8 protein-coding genes and 1 tRNA gene are annotated in these 17,951 nt (G+C 63.0%); 6 read left to right on the forward strand and 3 right to left on the reverse strand.

What is annotated here, in order from left to right; all coding sequences use genetic code 11:
• Nucleotides 1-306: 306 nt before the first annotated feature.
• The 5 genes from NKJ18_RS04525 to NKJ18_RS04545 all read left to right on the forward strand — a co-directional run bounded on the left by NKJ18_RS04525 (nucleotide 307) and on the right by NKJ18_RS04545 (nucleotide 15,392).
• Nucleotides 307-13,158 carry a hypothetical protein gene (locus tag NKJ18_RS04525; RefSeq protein ID WP_352757869.1) on the forward strand — a complete coding sequence of 4,284 codons (12,852 nt, stop codon included), beginning with the start codon at nucleotides 307-309 and terminating at the stop codon, nucleotides 13,156-13,158.
• Between the two features lie 118 nt (nucleotides 13,159-13,276).
• Nucleotides 13,277-13,783, forward strand: coding sequence for a phage tail protein (locus NKJ18_RS04530; RefSeq protein WP_023672955.1), 507 nt, complete (start codon nucleotides 13,277-13,279; stop codon nucleotides 13,781-13,783).
• A gap of 12 nt (nucleotides 13,784-13,795) precedes the next feature.
• A complete protein-coding gene (locus tag NKJ18_RS04535; RefSeq protein WP_023672956.1) occupies nucleotides 13,796-14,317 on the forward strand; it encodes a phage tail protein in 522 nt (173 codons plus the stop codon).
• A gap of 9 nt (nucleotides 14,318-14,326) precedes the next feature.
• A complete protein-coding gene (locus NKJ18_RS04540; RefSeq protein WP_023698848.1) occupies nucleotides 14,327-14,854 on the forward strand; it encodes a phage tail protein in 528 nt (175 codons plus the stop codon).
• Between the two features lie 10 nt (nucleotides 14,855-14,864).
• Nucleotides 14,865-15,392 carry a GNAT family N-acetyltransferase gene (locus NKJ18_RS04545; protein ID WP_023835059.1) on the forward strand — a complete coding sequence of 176 codons (528 nt, stop codon included), beginning with the start codon at nucleotides 14,865-14,867 and terminating at the stop codon, nucleotides 15,390-15,392.
• A gap of 15 nt (nucleotides 15,393-15,407) precedes the next feature.
• Here NKJ18_RS04545 and NKJ18_RS04550 read toward each other — a convergent pair whose 3' ends face one another.
• Both NKJ18_RS04550 and NKJ18_RS04555 read right to left on the reverse strand, forming a co-directional pair.
• The gene (locus NKJ18_RS04550) at nucleotides 15,408-15,986 is read right to left on the reverse strand and encodes a 2OG-Fe(II) oxygenase (RefSeq protein ID WP_023698850.1); all 579 of its coding nucleotides are present in this window, start codon (nucleotides 15,984-15,986) and stop codon (nucleotides 15,408-15,410) included.
• A 72-nt stretch (nucleotides 15,987-16,058) separates the two neighbouring features.
• Nucleotides 16,059-16,328, reverse strand: a complete 270-nt coding sequence (locus tag NKJ18_RS04555; protein WP_023672960.1) for a DUF6916 family protein — start codon at nucleotides 16,326-16,328, stop codon at nucleotides 16,059-16,061.
• Between the two features lie 238 nt (nucleotides 16,329-16,566).
• Between NKJ18_RS04555 and NKJ18_RS04560 the strand changes: the two genes are divergently transcribed.
• Nucleotides 16,567-17,361 (forward strand): SapC family protein, encoded by a 795-nt coding sequence (locus NKJ18_RS04560; protein WP_023698851.1) that lies wholly within the window; start codon nucleotides 16,567-16,569, stop codon nucleotides 17,359-17,361.
• Nucleotides 17,362-17,683: 322 nt separating this feature from the next.
• Here NKJ18_RS04560 and NKJ18_RS04565 read toward each other — a convergent pair.
• A tRNA-Met gene (locus tag NKJ18_RS04565) sits at nucleotides 17,684-17,760 on the reverse strand.
• Nucleotides 17,761-17,951 lie beyond the last annotated feature (191 nt).

Consider the following 17,951-nt stretch of genomic DNA (forward strand, 5'->3'; position numbering starts at 1 on the left):
TACAACAGCCGAGCCTGGCGGGGAAGCCAATACGGTACATGAGCTCGGGCTAAATTACTGTTGCTGAATTATCACAATAAACAACTTTGAAATCTTGTACGTGTAAAGCAAACAATCATGCTCGCTATACACTGGGATTCGGATAGTATTAGCGACGGAGCGTGTACTCGTCGGGGTTCGCAAGGGATGGAGACGACCGAGAAAACTCGGCAGATCAATGACATGGCGACGCACGGAAGAAGCTTCCGGGCGAATAGCAAGTATCGCCGGTCAGGTTTTTCCAGGCATCTCTGGAAGACGACTGCGTTGTCCACTCTGGCACTTGCCCTTTCCGGCATAGCCGCCCATGCCGGCGACACCGGACTGTGGCAGCCGCAGGTCCGCGCCATCATCGGCGCCAACAACAATGGCGGCAACACGGCGATCGAGGGTTTCCTGCCGCTGAAGCAGAACCTCGAATCCGTTCTCTTTCTCGATGTGCGCTCGAAATACGATTTCGACGACGGCTTCGGCCAGGACGTCGGCCTCGGCGTTCGCCGCATCGTGAATCCGGATCTGATGATCGGCGGCTACTCCTATCTCAACATCCAGAACCACGACAGTCACCAGTTCGTCGCCTCGACGCTCGGCCTCGAGGCCATCACCTCAAAATACGATGCGCACGTAAACGTCTATCTGCCGATCAGCGGCGACCGCAGCACGGCCGGGCAAGAGTCGAGCCTGTCGCTGGTCGGTCATCAGCTGATCGAGCAGATATCGGCCATCGCCCACCGCGATTACGCGGCCTGGGGCATCGAGGGCGAGGTCGGCGTTCAGGTGCCGCTCAACCTGCCCGAGAACCATTCACTGCGTTTCGATGTCGGCGCCTACCATTTCGGCGATCCCGACGGCGACGACGGCAGCATCACCGGCGCCAAGGCCGGCCTGGAATATTCGATCGGCGACGTCATCGGCAAAGGCACGTCGCTGACCTTCACCGGCGAGGTGCGCAACGACAACCGCGATGACACCCAGTTCGCCGGCAGCATCCGGCTAACGGTGCCGCTCAACGCTTTCGACAAGGGCTCGTCTTCGGCCGATGACGGCGCCGAGCCGGTCTATCCGGTCAGCCCCGGCCTGCGCAAACGCGTCAACGAGCGCGTGCGTGGCGACATCGGCGTTCGCATCGAGAGCCAGGACAAAGTTACCGGCACGTCGACGCGGGTGGCGATCAATGCCGCCACCAACACGGCATTCGGCCAGTTCTTCTTTGCCGATGGTGACAACGACGCGCTCGGCCTCGGCACGATCGGCGACCCGACCACGCTCGACAATGCGGTCGCCGGCGCCGGCGCGAACGGCGTCGTCGTCGCGCTCGGCGGCAAGGGCAACATTACGACAGCCGGTGTGACGCTCGCCAACGGCCAGACCGTCATCGGCGGTGGCGGGGGCGTCCAGGCGCGGCTCGTCGACGGCAGCATCGGCACCTACAATTTCGGCGGATCCAACGGCACCCTCCAGGGCACCAACCCCGCCAACAACGTCCTGACGCTCGCCAACGGCAACACGCTGAGCGGCATCATCATCACAGGCGGCAAGGACGGCATCTTCGGCAACAACATCACCGGCGCCACGTTGACCAACGTCACGGTCACCGGCACCGGCGGCCACGGCGCCGACTTCACCGGTACATCGACCGGCGTCAATGGCTCGAACTTCACCGCGACCGGCAACGGCCTCGACGGACTGCACATCGAAGGCGACGGCACCTATAACTTCACCGGCACGACGCTGCTGCAGGGCAATGGCGACGACGGCCTGGATATAACCGGCCACGGCACCTACACTTTCGCCACCCTCAACTCGCTCGACAACAACGATGCCGGCATTACCGTGAAGGGCACCGGGGTCGCCGGCTCGATCACCATCACCGGTGGCCAGGTGTCGGGCAACAAGGCACTCGGCGACGACGGCGTCGGTGTCTTCATCGATCCGATCACCGCCCATATCGTGCTGGATTCGATCACCCAGACCGGCGGCGCATCGGGCGTCGTGCTCGAGAATCTTTCGGGCAGCTTCACCGTCAACGGCGCGACGACGATCTCGAACACGACCGGACCGGCCATCGCGATCACGGATTCGCCGGCCGCGATCCGCTTCGGCGACATCAACATCACCGATCCCGGCACCGACGGCATGGTGTTTACCGGCGTCAATGCGTCCGTCATCGCCGGCAACATCATCATCTCCGGGCTCGGCTCCGGCATCGGCCTCGACTTCTCCGGCAGCCAGACTAATTTCACGGCGCAGTCGCTGAACATAAACGGCACCGGCGGCACGACGTCCATCGGGATCGACCTTGTCCAGACCAACGGCGGCACGATCATCATCACCAATGGCGGCACCATCGCCAATGTCGGCACCGGCGTGCGGCTCGGCATTGCCGGCTCGCCGGCCGACACCGCCAACGCCCAATTCACCTTCGGTGGCGGCTCGATCGGCGGCAACCTCGCCTCGCTCGACGCACGCGGCCTCAATTCCGGTTCGGGCCAATACGCATTCGGCACGACGACGTTCAACGGGCCGCAACTGTTCGACCAGACGCAGCTGATCTTTGTCGCCGCAGGCGGCACAGGCGACGGTACCTCGCTTTCGGACCTGGCTTCGATCACCGACGCCGACAACAATACCGACGGCATCGCGATTTTCGTGCTGGTCAATCGCGGTGTCATCGACGACACCGACGGCTTTACGCTCGAAGCGGGGCAGACCCTGGCCTCTTTCGGCAACGGCCGCACCTTCTCGCTCGGCGGCCTGCCGATCAATGTGACCGGCGACAACGTCGATCACGGCAGCACCATCTCGGATGCGGCCGGTGCCGCAACGCTGACCGCTTCGGGCAGCGGCGACGTCGTCACGCTGGCCAACAATACCTCGCTCCAGGACTTCAACATCTCCGGCGGTACCGCCAACGGCATCCATGGCAGCGGCGTTACCGGCGTCGTGCTGACCGGCATGACCGTGTCGGGGGCCGCCCTCAATGGCGTGCTGTTCGATGGCGCCAACGACGTTTCCGGCAGCAATCTGAGCTCGACTGGTAATGGCGGCGCTGGGCTGTCGATCCAGGGCGACGGCACCTACAATTTCACCGGCACGACGACGGTGTCGGATAATGCCGGCGACGGCTTGCTGATCAACAGCAATGCCATCACCAGCTTCCAGACGCTCAACGCGACCAGCAATGGCGGCAGCGGCGTCCAGGCCACGTCAACTGGCACCGGCTCGCTTTCGATCGACGGCGGTACCGTCAACAACAACACCACATCCGCCTTTACAGCGTCGAATATCGGGCTCGGTGTCACGCTCTCCAACATCGGCCACGTCGGCGGCACAACCGGCGTCAGCCTTTCGGGCGTCAGCGGCAGCGTCAGCGTTACCGGCCCGACGACGATCGGCAGCACCACCGGCGACGGCATCTCGATCAGCGGCAGCACGGCAACGGTCGGCTTCAGCGGCGACGTGCTCATCAGCCAGGTGCTTGGCAATGGCATCGCGCTCAACGGCAACACCGGCGCCGTCAGCTTCGGCTATGCGGAAATCGGTGCGCCGGGCCTCAACGGCATCGATATTGGGGGGAATACCGGGTCAGTCACATTCTCTGGCCCCACCATCGTTGTCATCGGTTCTGCCGATGGCAGCGCGGGCATCAACTTCAGCGGCACAAACAACGACGTCAGTTTCGGTACGACGACGGTGTTGCTCGGCGAAGGGCTGAACCAGACGGGCATTGACTTCAGCGGCTCGTCAACGAAAGCCGATTTCGGGCTGACCAGCATTACCGGCACCGGCGACCTGACCTCGCGCGGCATCGACCTGTCGTCGACGACCGGCAACAAGACGATCACCTTCCTGCAGGGCTCCAGGATCGACAATGTCGGCGTCGGTGTCGAATTGTCGTCAGGCGGCACCACGGCCACGTCGGCCAACGCCAACTTCACCTTCGGCGACGGCAATTCCGCCGATGGGCTGGAATCCTTCATCACCGCGGCAACCGGCGGCTACACTGTCAATACGATCGGGCTGGATCCGGCGCTCGGCAACTACGACTTCGACGATGTCTTCTTCACCGGCGATGCCCAACTGGCGGTAACTGTCGGCGGGGTCGTCATGATCTCGCAGACAGGCGGCACTGTTCACGCGGGCACGAACGGGCTGAGCGCCGATGTCACCACCGTGACGGCCGCGCAGGCCGATGCCATGGTCGGCACGCAGACCTACGCCTTTGTCGGCACCGTCGATCTCAGCGCGACGCCGTTCACGCTCGATTCGGGACAGTCGATCACCGGTTTCGGCAACGGCAATTCCATCCTCACCTCCGGTACGTTCCAGCCGGTCAATGTGCAGGGCAATCTCGGCGCCACCGGCGGCAATGTCACCGGCGATGAGGGCGTGGTCAAGAGCACGGGCGACACCCTTCATCTGCTCGGCAGCAATCAGGTGCGCAACACCGCCTTCGACTACAGCGGCGGCAGCGGCTCGGTGTTCGTCATCGACCAGAGCGTGGGTGGCTTCAACAATTCCGGCGGCACCGTTGTCGAAGGCGTCACCGTCAGCAATGTCGCTGCCGGCCAGACGGCGTTCAACGTCGACGGCCTCACCGGCAACCTGTCGATTATCAACAACAATATCAACGTTGCCGGCACGCTGCTCGATGTCGACGGCGGCAACGGCAACATTACGGTCACCCGCGGCAACTTGCTCAACAGCGCGACGCCCGGCACGCTGACCGGTGGCGGCATCGCAATCGCCAACCGCACCGGCGGCTTGGTCAACTTCACGGACAAGGCGACGATCGGCGGCAGCGGCGTATCGCTGACCAACAACACCGGCGCCACAATCACCTTCGCCGATGTCGACATCACCACGGACGCCGCAACGGCGTTCACTGCAACCGGAGGCGGCTCGGTCAACGTCACGACCGGAACGATCAATGCCACCAATGCGGGAGCGGTGGCGCTCGACGGCATTGCGGCCAACATCAATTTCGCCTCGACAAGCGCCAGCTTCAATTCCGGCAGCGGTGTCGACCTGCAGCATCTGACCGGTACGGTCGCGCTCGGCACCGGCACGCTGACCAACACCGGTTCGGGTACAGCCTTCAATGTCGGCTCGGCGGCCGATCAGAGCGGCGGCAATGCAATCATCTCCTATGCCGGCACCATCGCCAGCAACGGCACCGGTGCCGCCGTCTCGATCCAGGAACTGACCGGCGGCTCGGTGACGGTGTCGGGCAATCTGACCGACGGCAACGCAGCCGATGGCGGCCAGATCTTCATCGGTGGCATCGCCAACGGCACGGCGGCGACCGTCACCTTCTCGGGAAGCAGCAAGAAGATAAGCTCTGGCGCGACGACAGCTGTACAGATCGGCTACACAGGCCCCCTCTCCGCCATCGTCCCGTATGACAACACGGACGGCACGATCAACTTCACCAATGGCGGCCTGGATATAACGACAACGACCGGAGAAGGCTTCGGCGCCGCCTTCGGCGGCACCGTCAGCGTGTCCGGCACCGGCAACAAGATCGCCTCCGGCGGCAATGGTCTGTTCATTGTCTTCGCCGACGTCGGCGTCGCCGGCGTCACCTTCGACAGCGTCTCGGCCGTATCGACATCGGACGCTGCCGGCGTCTTGCTGACAGGGTCCAATCTGGCGGGCGACGTCAACATTGGCGGCCTGAAAGATACCGGCTACATGGGCGCCTCGCTGAACGCCCTGCTCGGCACCGGTGCGGTGAATTTCACCGGCACGACCGATCTCGACGTCAGCTACCGAGGGTTTGATATCGGCGGCCCGCAAGTGGGCACCATAAACATCGCCAACGTCGCCGGCTCCACCCTGACCATCGACGGTGGGGAAGCCGGCATTGTCACGAACGGCCTGCAGGCAGGAATCATCAACGTTGGCGGCAATGGCGGCGTCGCCAGCATCGGCGCGACGACAAGCACCACCGGTGCGGCTATCGCCGTCAGCGGCGGTAACGACCTCATTCACGCCACGCTGAACTACAACGGCTCGATCAAGGTCGACACCGGCATGATCGTGCAGGCCGTGGCCGACTGGAGCGAGCTCAACATGAGCGGTTCGGTCGTTTCGACTACGGCAGCAACTGGCATTGGTACGGCGGCCTTCGTCTTCACCGGCAACGCCAACGGCGTCTACAATATTTCAAGCACGATCGATCATACCGGCACGGGCATCGGCGTGCGGTTTGACGGATCGTCTAACGGGACGGCCACCTTCTCCGGTGCGTCGAAGATCTTCAACACCAGCAGCGGCACCAACGACGCGATCGTCAAGTTGCCCAGCATCAGCCCGACCCAGGGCATGGGCACGCTCAACTTCACCAATGGCGGCCTGGTCATCACCACCTCGAGCGGCGCCGGCTTCACCGCCAGCACTTTCGGCGCCGGCACGGTCAGCGTCAGCGGCACGGGCAACTCGATAACCACGACGACAGGCACCGCGCTCAACCTCGACAACGCGACGGTCGGCGCCGGCGGCATCAATTTCAGCTCCATCTCGGTCAATGGAGCGGCGACCGGCGTTTCGCTCAACAATGTCAGCGGCGGCACGCTCAATCTCGGCACGGTGAACCTGCAAGGCATCACCTCGACCGGCGTCGACATTTCCGGCACGCTCGGCTCGACGGTAAACTTCGCCAGCCTGACCATCGCCATGCCCGGCGACAATTCGACCGGCATCACCTTCGCCGATGCAGTCGTCAACAGCATCTTCACGACTGGCGGTTTCACGCTCACCAGTGCTTCCTCGACCGGCACCACCGCCGTCAACCTGTCCAACACCACCGGCACCGGCACCATCCAGCTCGGCGATCCGAACACGGCCGGCGCATCCTCCACCATCGGCGGCGCCGGCGCCGGACCCGGCATCGGCTTCCAGTTCACCCCGACGACGGCGATCAACTTGATCTATGGCGACGGCGAAAGCGCGGTCGACAAGCTGTCGACGGTCAAGGCAATCGACATCCTCAGTTCCACCGGCGTTTTCCCGGTCGGCGGCACCTATAATTTCCAGGATGTCGACGGCGCCAACGGCGGTTTCATCGGCGACCTCTCCGAGGCCCAGGGACCGACCACCTATTATGTCGACCAGGACGGCGACGGCGACGGCACCGCCGCCAATCCGGGCTCGATTGCCGGCGCGGAAGCGTCGGGCGCCTCGGTTGTCATCCTTGTCGACACGTCGCAGAACGGCACCAGCAACCTCATCGACATGATGCAGGCTCAGCAGAATGGCGGCGGCAACAACACGCTCAACCTTGCCGACGGCCAGATCCTGATCGGCCTCAAGGCCGGCGATTCCATCGATACCGCGCCGCTGGGCGCCGTCGGCGGCGGCCTCGGCGGCAATTTCAGCTTCAGCGGCATCAATGCCTCGACCGTCATCACGGCAGGGTCCAATGTCGATAGCGTGCTGGCGACGCTGACGACCGCGAGCGGCAACACTATCGATTTCTCCGGCAAGGCCGGCATCGAAAACGTCATCGTGCAGAACACCGGTGCGGGCCTTGGCATCTCCGGCACCAACATCACCGATCTTATCCTGCGCCGCGCCACGATCGCCGGCGGCACCGGTGGCGCCCTGTCGCTTACCGACGGCGCCGCTGCCAGCCAGATCGCACTGTCGAACCTGATCCTGTCGGCAACCGGCGGCGACATTGCCAAGGTTGACGGCACGGTCGGCGCCGGGCTGATGAAGGTCAGCGCCTTCTCCGACATCACGCTTCTGGGCAACAATGGCGAAACCGGCGGCTTTGGGGTGAGCGGTGTCACCTTCGATGCCGTTCCAGCGACCGTCGGCATCGACCAGGTCGACGGCGGCGCCTTCGTGGCCGGCACAAGCACCAATGGCGTCGGCGGTTATGGCCTGACGCTATCCGGTGTATCCGGCGATATCCAGTTCGACAGCATCACCGCCTACGGTGGCGTCAACGGCATCGCCTTCAATGGCGTTGACGCCACCGTTACGGTCAGCGGCGCCACCACCATCACCGGCACCAGCAGCTTCGGCATAGACGTCACCGGCGCCAACACCGGTACGTTCACCTTCGGCGCGGTGACGGTCAACAACACCGCCACGGCCGGCGGCGGCATCCATGTGGTATCAGGCACGGTCAACGTCACCGGCCTCGCCAACATCGATACGACGAGCGGCGTCGGCCTGTCGCAGAGCGGCGGCACGACAAGCTTCACCGGCGGTGTGACCATCGACACCACGACCGGCACGGCCATCGTGGGCACCGGCGGCACGATGGGCATCACCGCTTCCGCTGCAGCCCAGACGGTAAATTCGACCAGCGGTCAGTCGATCAGCCTCACCAACGTCGCCGCCAGCATTGCGCTTGACTCGACCTCGTCGGGCGGCGGCACCAACAATGTTGGCCTGGCCAATGTCACCGGAACAGTCAGCCTCGGATCCGGCGCATTGAGCGGCGCTTCGGGCGTCGCATTCCTGGTCAATGGCGGCGCTGCGACGGTCAGCTATGGCGGCTCCGTCACCAAGACCACCGCCGGCAAGATCGTCGACATCTCCGGCGTCACCGGCGGTTCGGTCACACTGTCCGGCGCGCTCAGCGCCACCGGCGGTTTCGACAATGGTATCTATGTCCACGGCAACTCCGGCGGGACCATCACTCTCAGCGGTGGCACGAAGACGCTGACCACTGGCGCCAATACGGCGGTCGACTTGACGACCAACACCGGCGCGACGATCAACTTCGATACGGGTGGCCTGGTGATTACCACCACCTCCGGCACGGGCTTCAACGCCAGCGGCGGTGGCACGGTCAGCGTCGGCGCGCTCCTCAGCGACAACAGCATCACCACGACGGCCGGCGGCACCGCGTTGAACCTCAATGGCGTTACGATTGGCGCTGCGGGCATGAATTTCGACAGTGTTTCGGCCACTGCCGCCGCAACCGGCATCTCGCTGACCAATATCGCCTCGTCGGGCGGCGGCGCCATCATTCTCGGCACGGTCAACCTGCACGGCATGACCACGCGTGGTGTCGATGTTTCCGGCACGCTTGGCGCGGCGCTGTCCTTCAACGATCTCGACATCGGCCTGAACAGCACCACGGGCGTGGCCTTCGACCTCAACGGTGCCACCATCAATGCGGCGGTGACGGCCAATGACTTCGATGTCACCAATGCCGCCGCCGCCGGCACCTCGATAGGCGTCGACCTGCGTGGCACCACTGGCGGCCAGACGGTACGCCTCGGCGATGCCGTTGTCGGCGGCGCCAGCTCCAGCATTGCCGGCGTCAACACCGGCGTGTTCCTCAACAGCGCCACCAACCTCGCTTTCACCTATGGCGACGGCGAATCGGCGACCGACCAGCTCTCGACCATCGGCGCCAATGTAGGCATCGACGCATCCAGTGCGCCGGTTGCCGGCACCTACAATTTCCAGGATGTGAACTTCCAGTCGGCTCCCGGCCTGGGCTTCGGAGTCGGCAAGGTCTATTTCGTCGGCGCGTCCGCGACCGGTGACGGCAGCGGTCGCGACCAGAACAATCTCGCGACGCTGGCCACCGCCGAAGCAGCAGCCGTGGCGACGGACATTCTGGTTCTCGTCAACGATGGCGGCACCATCACCGCGGCAGGCAGCAATGGCAACGACACGCTGGCTCTCGCCACCGGCGAGCAGGTGCGCGGCTTCGGCAACGGCAACATCAATCTGGCGCTGACAGTGCCCTCCACCATCCAGCTCGCCAGCAACAGCATCTCGATCATCGACCAGACGCCCAATGGCGCCGCGACGCTGACGACGAGCGCCGGCAACAATGTCATCACGCTCGGCGCCAGCGGCAACATCATCGACGGCTTCATCCTGAATGGCAGCCCGGCGGGTGCCGCGCGTGGCGTCAAGGACAATGGCGCGGGTGCTGCGAATACCGTCATCAGCAACATGACCATCAGCAATTTCGCCACGCAGGGTATCGAGATCACGCCGTCAAACAGCACGACGATCAACAACGTTACTTTCTCCGGCAACGCCAGCGATGTGTGGCTGAACGCGTCCAACACCACCATCACCAACGTCACCAGCACCGGCGCCACCGGCATTGCTTTCAAACTCGACAACACCACCGGCACGACGACGCTGACCAACGTCAACATCACCACGGCGGCGACCGGAACCGGCATCGCCTTCGGTGGCGCGTCGGGCGCTGGCGGCACGATTGCCGGTACCAATGTCGACATATCGGGCGGCAGCGGCCTTTCGGTGACCGGCGGCAACGCGGTGATCAGCTTCGACAGCGCCAGCTCTATCATCAGCACGTCGGGCGCGGCGGCCACGATCTCGACCCGCGCTGGCGGCAGTTTCACCTTCGCCGGCTCGGTGATCGCCAATGGCGCTGCCAGCGGCATCAGTATTTCCGGCGCGACGGCGGCCAATACGGTGAGCTTCACCGGTACGGTCGATCTCGGCACCACGACGCCGATGACCGGCACCGCAGTCGCAATCAACAACGGCGCCACGGCCTCGACCGTCAGCTTCGCAAACCTCGACATCGTCACCAACGGCACCACCGGATTCAGCGCCATCAATGGCGGCACGGTCAATGTGACGACCGGCACGGTGAGCTCCACTTCCGCGCAGGCGGTCAACCTCAACGGCATCGCCACCACCACCGGCATCAATTTCACCTCGACCAATTCGACCGGCGGAACCAACAACGTGTCGCTGACCAATGTCACCGGCGCCGGCACTGTCAGCCTCGGCTCCGGTGCGCTCGGCGGCGCGACCGGCGCGGCCTTCCTGGTCACCGGCGGCTCGGCCAATGTCAGCTATGCCGGCTCGGTCACCAAGACCACGGCCGGAAACGTCGTCAGCATCTCCACCCGCACCGCCGGCACCACGACATTGTCGGGCACTCTCAGCGCCACCGGCGGCGTGGCCAACGGGATCCTCGTCAACGCCAACACCGGCGGCACGATCAACTTCTCCGGCGCCAGCAAGATACTGACCACCGGAGCCAACAATGCCGTCGACCTGACGGCGAACACCAACACCGCGGTCAACTTCACCGGCGGCGGCCTAGCCATCACCACCACCTCCGGCACCGGCTTCAACGCCACGAGCAACGGTACTGGCACCGTGACCGTTATCGGCTCGGGCAACACGATTTCGACCGGCAGCGGCGTCGCGGTCAACCTTGACAGCGTTGCCATCGCGGCGGGCGGCGTGACCTTCGCTTCCACGAACAAAGGCGCCGGCGGCACCAGCGCCGTCATCCTCGATACCGTCACCGGTTCGGGAGCGATCGACCTCGGCACCGGCGCGCTGGTGGGCGGAACAAGCGCCGTGATCCGTATCGGCGATGGCCTAGGCACCGCCAACAGCGGCGGCACGGCGGCCTTCACCTATGCCGGCGCGATCACCAGCGGCAGCACCGGCCAGGCGGTCAACATCCAGGATCGCGCCCTGACCGCCGGCAACATCACCCTGTCGGGCAACATCACGCATAATGCGGCGGGCCAGATCGGCCTCCTGCTGGACGACAATGTCGCCGGCATCATCACCTTCTCCGGCGCGTCGAAGTCGATCACCTCGACCACGGCGGCTGGCGTCAGCCTGAGCGACAATACCGGTGCGACGATCAACTTCACCAATGGCGGGCTGGTCATCGCCACCACCAGCGGCGCCGGTTTCAATGCCACCGGCGGCGGCACGGTGACGGTGCAGGGCACCGGCAACACCATCGCGTCCGGCACGGGCACGGCGCTTAATGTCGCCAACACGACGATCGGCGCCGGCGACGTGACGTTCAGGAGCATTGCGTCCAATGGTGCAGCCAACGGCATCGTGCTCAACAACACCGGCACCAGCGGCAATCTGGTGGTGACCGGCACCGGCGCGACGGGGGGCAGCGGCGGCACGATCCAGAACTCGGCCGGCGATGGCGTCAGCCTGACCGACACTCAGGATGTCAGCCTGAGCAACATGATCATCAGCGACAATGCGGGCAACGGCATAAAGGGGCTGCGGGTCAACGGCGTGGTGCTCAACGGTCTGACCCTGAACAGCAATGCCGATGCCAACACCGAGTCCGGAATCCTGTTCAACGAACTTACCGGCAACGCCTCGCACGTCACCACGTTCACCAACCTCACGGTCTCCAACTCATTCACCCATAACGTGCAGGTCATCAATTCCGGCGGCACGTTGGCGAACCTGGTGGTGAGCGGCGGCACGTTCTCGAACAACGGCGCCTCGAACAATGCCGGCAGCGACTTCATCTTCGAGGCGGACGGCGCCGGTGTCGCCGGCGCGCCGACGATGACGCTGACCGTCGACGGCGCAACCTTCACCGGCAACAACGCCTATCCCGGACCGGGAGTCATCCCTGGAACCGGTCTGTTCGTCATTGCCAATGACGGCACCGTCAACGCTCACATCGGCGAGACCACGGGAAATCTATTCAACAATCTGAACAACGGCATCAACCTCACCCAGAGCAGCAATTCCGGCGCCGGCACGGGCGGCAATCTGAATTTCACCGTCCGGAACAACACCGTCACCAACAGCGACTCGACGGCCATCAACGTGTTCAGCAGCGGCGACCTCGCACGGACGCTTGACGGCACAATCGCCAACAACGTCATCGGTACGCAAGGCGTAGCAACCTCGGGATCGCGAACCGGCAACGGCATCAGGGTTGGGCATGAAAGCCTCGGCGTCGCCAAGGTGCTGATCGACAACAACATTATCCAGAGCATCGGCGTCAACGGCATAAGCGGTGGCGACAGCGTCTCGATCACGCAGCTCGTGCAGCCGGGCACCGTGCACGCGGCGGTCACCAACAACACCATTCGCGACAATGCCGACAGCCGCGGCATCACGGTCACCGCCACATTTGGCGGCGCTATCATCAATGCCGACGTTCATGCCAACACCATCACCAACGTCAACAACGCCAATGCCATCCGCTTCCTCGCGGACGGCCTCGGCGGCGCCGACGGCACGATCAACGTACCGCAGGCGAGCGAGGCCGGTATCGAAACCGTCAATGGCGGGGCAACGGCACTGACGGACACCCGGACGTTCTTCAACCAGCCGCTGCCACTGCTGCCTGCCGCGACACCGTAGTCAGCAACCTTGGATTTCGTCCTAGGAAATATATTTTATGAATCTGATATCGACTTGTTGTCTTACTTAGGCATAATACAAGAATTCAGACAGTAAGCCGCCAACGAAGGGAACGGGGATGAGCGAGCCTTATTTAGGTGAAGTCAAGATCATTTCCTGGAACTATGCACCGCGCGGCTGGGCATTTTGTAACGGCCAGTTGTTGCCGCTTAACCAGAACCAGCCATTGTTCTCACTTCTTGGCACCAGGTACGGCGGCAACGGCCAGACAAATTTTGCCCTTCCGGATATGAGGGGACGTGCGCCGGTTCATACGGGCGGCCCTATCGGTGCAATTGTCGGCGGCCAGGGCGGCGAAGAGTTTCACACGCTCACGCTCGGCGAAATGCCGACACACAACCATTTCGTCAACGCATCGAACACTGCCGGCAACGTCAACAATCCATCCGGCGCGCTGTTGGGGGCGAACGCCAGCCCGATCTATCAGCCGCCTGGCAGCGCGGTGGCTATGGCGAAGGAAAACATCACTTTCGTCGGTGGCGGCCAGCCGCATGAGAACAGATCGCCCTATCTCGTCTTGAATTTCATCATTGCCCTGCAAGGCATATTCCCGTCGCGAAATTAAGAGGACGCTTCGATGAGCCAACCTTTTGTCGGCGAGATCAGGATGTTCGGTGGCAATTTCCCTCCGAATGGCTGGGCGTTCTGCCAAGGCCAGTTGATGCCGATCTCCGAGAACGAAACCTTGTTCAATCTGATCGGTACGACCTATGGCGGCGACGGGGAGGAAACATTCGCCCTGCCCAACCTCGCATCCCGCATCCCCGTCCATGCTGGCAAGGGCCCGCTGGTCAGCCAGACCTATATCATCGGAGAACTGGGCGGGGTCGAATCCGTCACTGTTTCAACCCAACAAATGCCGAACCATTCCCATACCTGGACCGGTTCGTCGAATATCGCCAAGAATCCGGGTCCGTCCGGCGGTGTCCTGGCGACATCGAGCCTGCTGACGCCCTATGTGGGTATCGCACCTGATGGCAACATGGCCGCCGGAGCCATTTCGCCGGCCGGCGGCAGCCAGCCTCACGACAATATGGTGCCGTTCCTCGCCGTCAGTTTCATCATCTCGCTATTTGGCATCTTCCCCCAGCAAAGCTAGAGACTTGCCATGACCAATCCGTTCGTCGCCGAAATTCGAATTTTTGCCGGAGATTTCGCCCCGACGGGGTGGGCGACCTGCGATGGCCAGCTCCTGCCAATCTCGCAGAATACGGCGCTGTTTTCGCTGCTGGGCACAGTTTACGGCGGCGACGGCAAGTCGACCTTCGCGTTGCCGAATATGGCTGGCTCCGCGCCCATGGGGCAAGGACACGGCAATGGCTTGTCGGAGCGGTTTCTCGGCGAGACGGGTGGCGAAACGTCCATCACCCTTCTGCAAACGGAAATGCCGCAACATAATCATTTTGTCGCGATGTCCACCGAGAGTGGCGCCCAGGGAACTCTTACCGATGCGGTTGTTCTGGGGAAGTCGGGGGGCGGAACGCTGTATCAGAACAACACTTCGCAAAATCTGGTCCAGATGGACCCCCAGGCACTGAGCATGGCGGGCAGTACGTTGCCTCACAACAACCTGCCTCCCTATCTGGCGATGACGTTCATCATTGCCATGCAAGGCGTTTATCCGGCGCGTCCGTAAGCGCCACTCCATGATCCAGCTTCCGATTGTGGACAACGGGCCTGTTATATTTTGCTGGGTGCGCGCGGCGCGGATTGATCTGACGTTCCGCCCGATGGCGGACGCCGATCTGCCGTTCCTGTCGGCGCTCTACGCCTCGACCCGCGCCGAAGAACTTGCCGTCACGCCGTGGAGCGATGCGCAGAAAACGGCGTTCCTCGACATGCAGTTTCAAGCGCAGCACGCGCATTACCAGAAATACTATCCCAACGCCGACTGGCTGGTGATCGAGCAGGCAAGGCAAGATATCGGTCGCCTGTATATCGAGCGCTCGGCGAGCGAGCATTGCATCATAGATATCGCCTTCCTGCCGGCGCATCGCGGCAAGGGGTCTGGCGGTGCGTTGCTCGCCGATCTCATCGATGAGGCCGCCGCCGTCGGCAAGTCGGTCTCGATCCATGTCGAGAAGAACAATCCAGCGCGGCGGCTCTACAAACGCCTCGGCTTCACCGTTGCCGAGGACAAGGGCCTCTACGACCTGATGATCCGTTCGCCGTAAGGGCCGTGCCGGTCGTCACGTGCCGCGATACCAGGAGACGATGGTGAAACGTTCGTTGCGCGTGACCGGGGTGACTTCATGCGTCGTTTCCGAACGAAAGGCGACGAGAGAGCCCGGCAACGCGGGCATGGCAACGCGCAGGCCCGGGCCGCTGTAAGGCCCATGCAGGACCAGCGAGCCGCCTGCATAGCTTTTTGGCGAAGGGTTGTCCGATTGACGGTTGAGAAAGATCACCACCGAGATCTTTCGGAACCGCGACTCGTCGTGAATGAGCGGCGTGTTGCCATCCTGGTGCGGCACAAAGAAATCGCCTTGCCGATAGTGAAGGAACTGAGGTTTCTCGACCTGGCCGAGCAGCAGCCCGAAATGCCGCTCCAGAGCCGCCTTCTGCTGCGCCAACAGGGCACTCACTCGCTCTTCAGTGGCCTGCGAAACATCGGCGCGCACGGTCTTTCGGATCTCCGGCCATGCCATCTTCTGGTCGGCACGCCCCAGCAGGCCGGCCGGACGGCCCAAGGCCGCCCGAATTTCCGCGCACAGTGCGCTACACGCCGCTCCGTCAAATACGTCCGCAATCTCGATATAGTCGATCATATGTCGAGCCGCCGCGCTGCCAAATCGCCCTGATGGCCGGAGCGTCCCCGTGGCCGATCCGGTCGAAAAAAATCAGTTGAATACCGCCTCGTAAAGCCGCCCTGCCTCATCGGCAGCGATCGGCACGATGAAGATCTCATGGGCGCCGCTTTTGCCGTTGAACCGATAGATAGCCTGCGGCAGCGCCGCGTCGCGCGGCCCCCTGAACAGCAGCGTGAAGCCACCGCCGTCGCGCGGGCTGTTGGCAATGGGCTGCACCGCGCTCAGTTCCATCGTGAGCGTCTGACCGCCGGCTTCGACGGAAAAGCTCTGCCCCTGCTCGAAATCCGAAAGCGATGCCATGCGCCTGCCCTGGTTCGTCTGTCTTTCAGACGGCTCTCTTGAGATGTCTATCCCGTCAGCCAATCTCGCCGCTTCATGGCGTGCTGTCTATAGAGCTCGATCTCCAGAAGTACAAAAGAGCACGATCAAACAAACAGATAGATTTATCTTGGCCATGTAGGGTGAAGCAGCCGTCAACGCGTTGCGCACCGGCAGCCACTGGCCTAAACCGGAATGGTATAAGAGGAGAACACTAGGGATGACTGACGCGAAAACAGACACGGCCCCGGCCGGAAGCACCGCGACAAACGCGCTGCCGCTGTTCTACAAAAAACCCGAGGCGCTCAATCCGCTGCGGCACGGCTCACTCGGCCTTACGGCGCGGGCCGATTTCTCCTTTGCCCGCACCGCGCACGCAATCCCCGTCGTCGCCTCGGAAATGCCGGCGGCAATGCGCTCCTACCCGATCGTTTTCATCGGCGACGCCAAGGCGCCTGTCATCATCACCGGCCTGCGTCAGGACCAGAACCTGTTCGTCGGCGCCGACGGCAAATGGGCGGAGCCGCATTACATTCCCGCCTATGTCCGCCGGTACCCCTTCATCCTGGCCGATGAATCGAAAACGACCGGCCGCCTGACGTTGTGCATCGACCGCGCCAGCGAACGCGTCGTCGAGCAGACGCCTTCGTCCAAGGGCGGCGACGAGACCGCGCCCTTCTTCGACGGCAACGAGCCGGCCGAGGCCTCGAGGCAGGCGCTCGCCTTCTGCAGCCAGTTCCAGACCGACTTCAATGCGACTCGCGCCATGATCGACAAGATCGACGCGCACGGCCTGTTCGCGCCGCGGCAGAGCAAGGTGACGCTGGAGGGCGGCGAGACCCTCAACCTCACCGACTTTCAGGTGATCGACGAGCCGGCCTTCAACAAATTGAGCGACGAGGCGTTTCTTGATCTCAGGAAATCCGGCGCGCTTGCGCTGCTCTATTGCCATCTCGCCTCGAGCAACAGCTGGACCTCGCTGGCCTTCCAGGCGTCATTGCGGCGAGCTGGCTGACGCGGCCCGCGACGAAAAGCTTCGGCAAGGCGCGGGTTGTTTAAATCAACGGTTCGCGCCTTCGCACGACGATCTCTCCGCGGCTCGAATCATGCTGTTGTCGTGCAGATCGCTTGCCATGACGGGTTGGCGAACTTCCTAATGCTCGACGTATAGCTTTCGCGAATGCGCCGAGGCGGCATCAATCCCCCGGTTCGCGGACCTCTCAATAAAGCCGAGCACGCCAACCTTGCTGCCCTCCTCAATCGTTGAATAGTCGGTCGCGGCCATAGATCGCGGTCCGAACGCAAAAAGCCCGCGTGAAGCGGGCTGTTTTTGATGTTGGTTGCGGGGACAGGATTTGAACCTGTGACCTTCAGGTTATGAGCCTGACGAGCTACCGGGCTGCTCCACCCCGCGTCACCTCCAGGGCAAGCTCTTGCTTGCTCCGGACTCTCCAGGGCAAGCTCTTGCCTGCTCCGGATCTGAAGCAAGCGTTTGCTTGCTTATCTGGACGTAAGCCTGGGCCTATGAACAGGATGGCTTACACATAGGTATATGGCTGACCAAATGAAAGGGCCGCTTGCGCGGCCCGTGATCCCTTGGCGGGC

This window comes from Mesorhizobium sp. M0217 (genome assembly GCF_040321955.1).
Lineage (GTDB): Bacteria > Pseudomonadota > Alphaproteobacteria > Rhizobiales > Rhizobiaceae > Mesorhizobium.

What these genes read in the sequence shown, in the direction of transcription:
- NKJ18_RS04555 (WP_023672960.1), bottom strand. Translation starts at nt 16,328, where the DNA reads ATGGCATCGCTTTCGGATTTCGAGCAGGGGCAGAGCTTTTCCGTCGAA.
- NKJ18_RS04535 (WP_023672956.1), top strand. Translation starts at nt 13,796, where the DNA reads ATGAGCCAACCTTTTGTCGGCGAGATCAGGATGTTCGGTGGCAATTTC.
- NKJ18_RS04540 (WP_023698848.1), top strand. Translation starts at nt 14,327, where the DNA reads ATGACCAATCCGTTCGTCGCCGAAATTCGAATTTTTGCCGGAGATTTC.
- NKJ18_RS04530 (WP_023672955.1), top strand. Translation starts at nt 13,277, where the DNA reads ATGAGCGAGCCTTATTTAGGTGAAGTCAAGATCATTTCCTGGAACTAT.
- NKJ18_RS04550 (WP_023698850.1), bottom strand. Translation starts at nt 15,986, where the DNA reads ATGATCGACTATATCGAGATTGCGGACGTATTTGACGGAGCGGCGTGT.
- NKJ18_RS04545 (WP_023835059.1), top strand. Translation starts at nt 14,865, where the DNA reads ATGATCCAGCTTCCGATTGTGGACAACGGGCCTGTTATATTTTGCTGG.
- NKJ18_RS04560 (WP_023698851.1), top strand. Translation starts at nt 16,567, where the DNA reads ATGACTGACGCGAAAACAGACACGGCCCCGGCCGGAAGCACCGCGACA.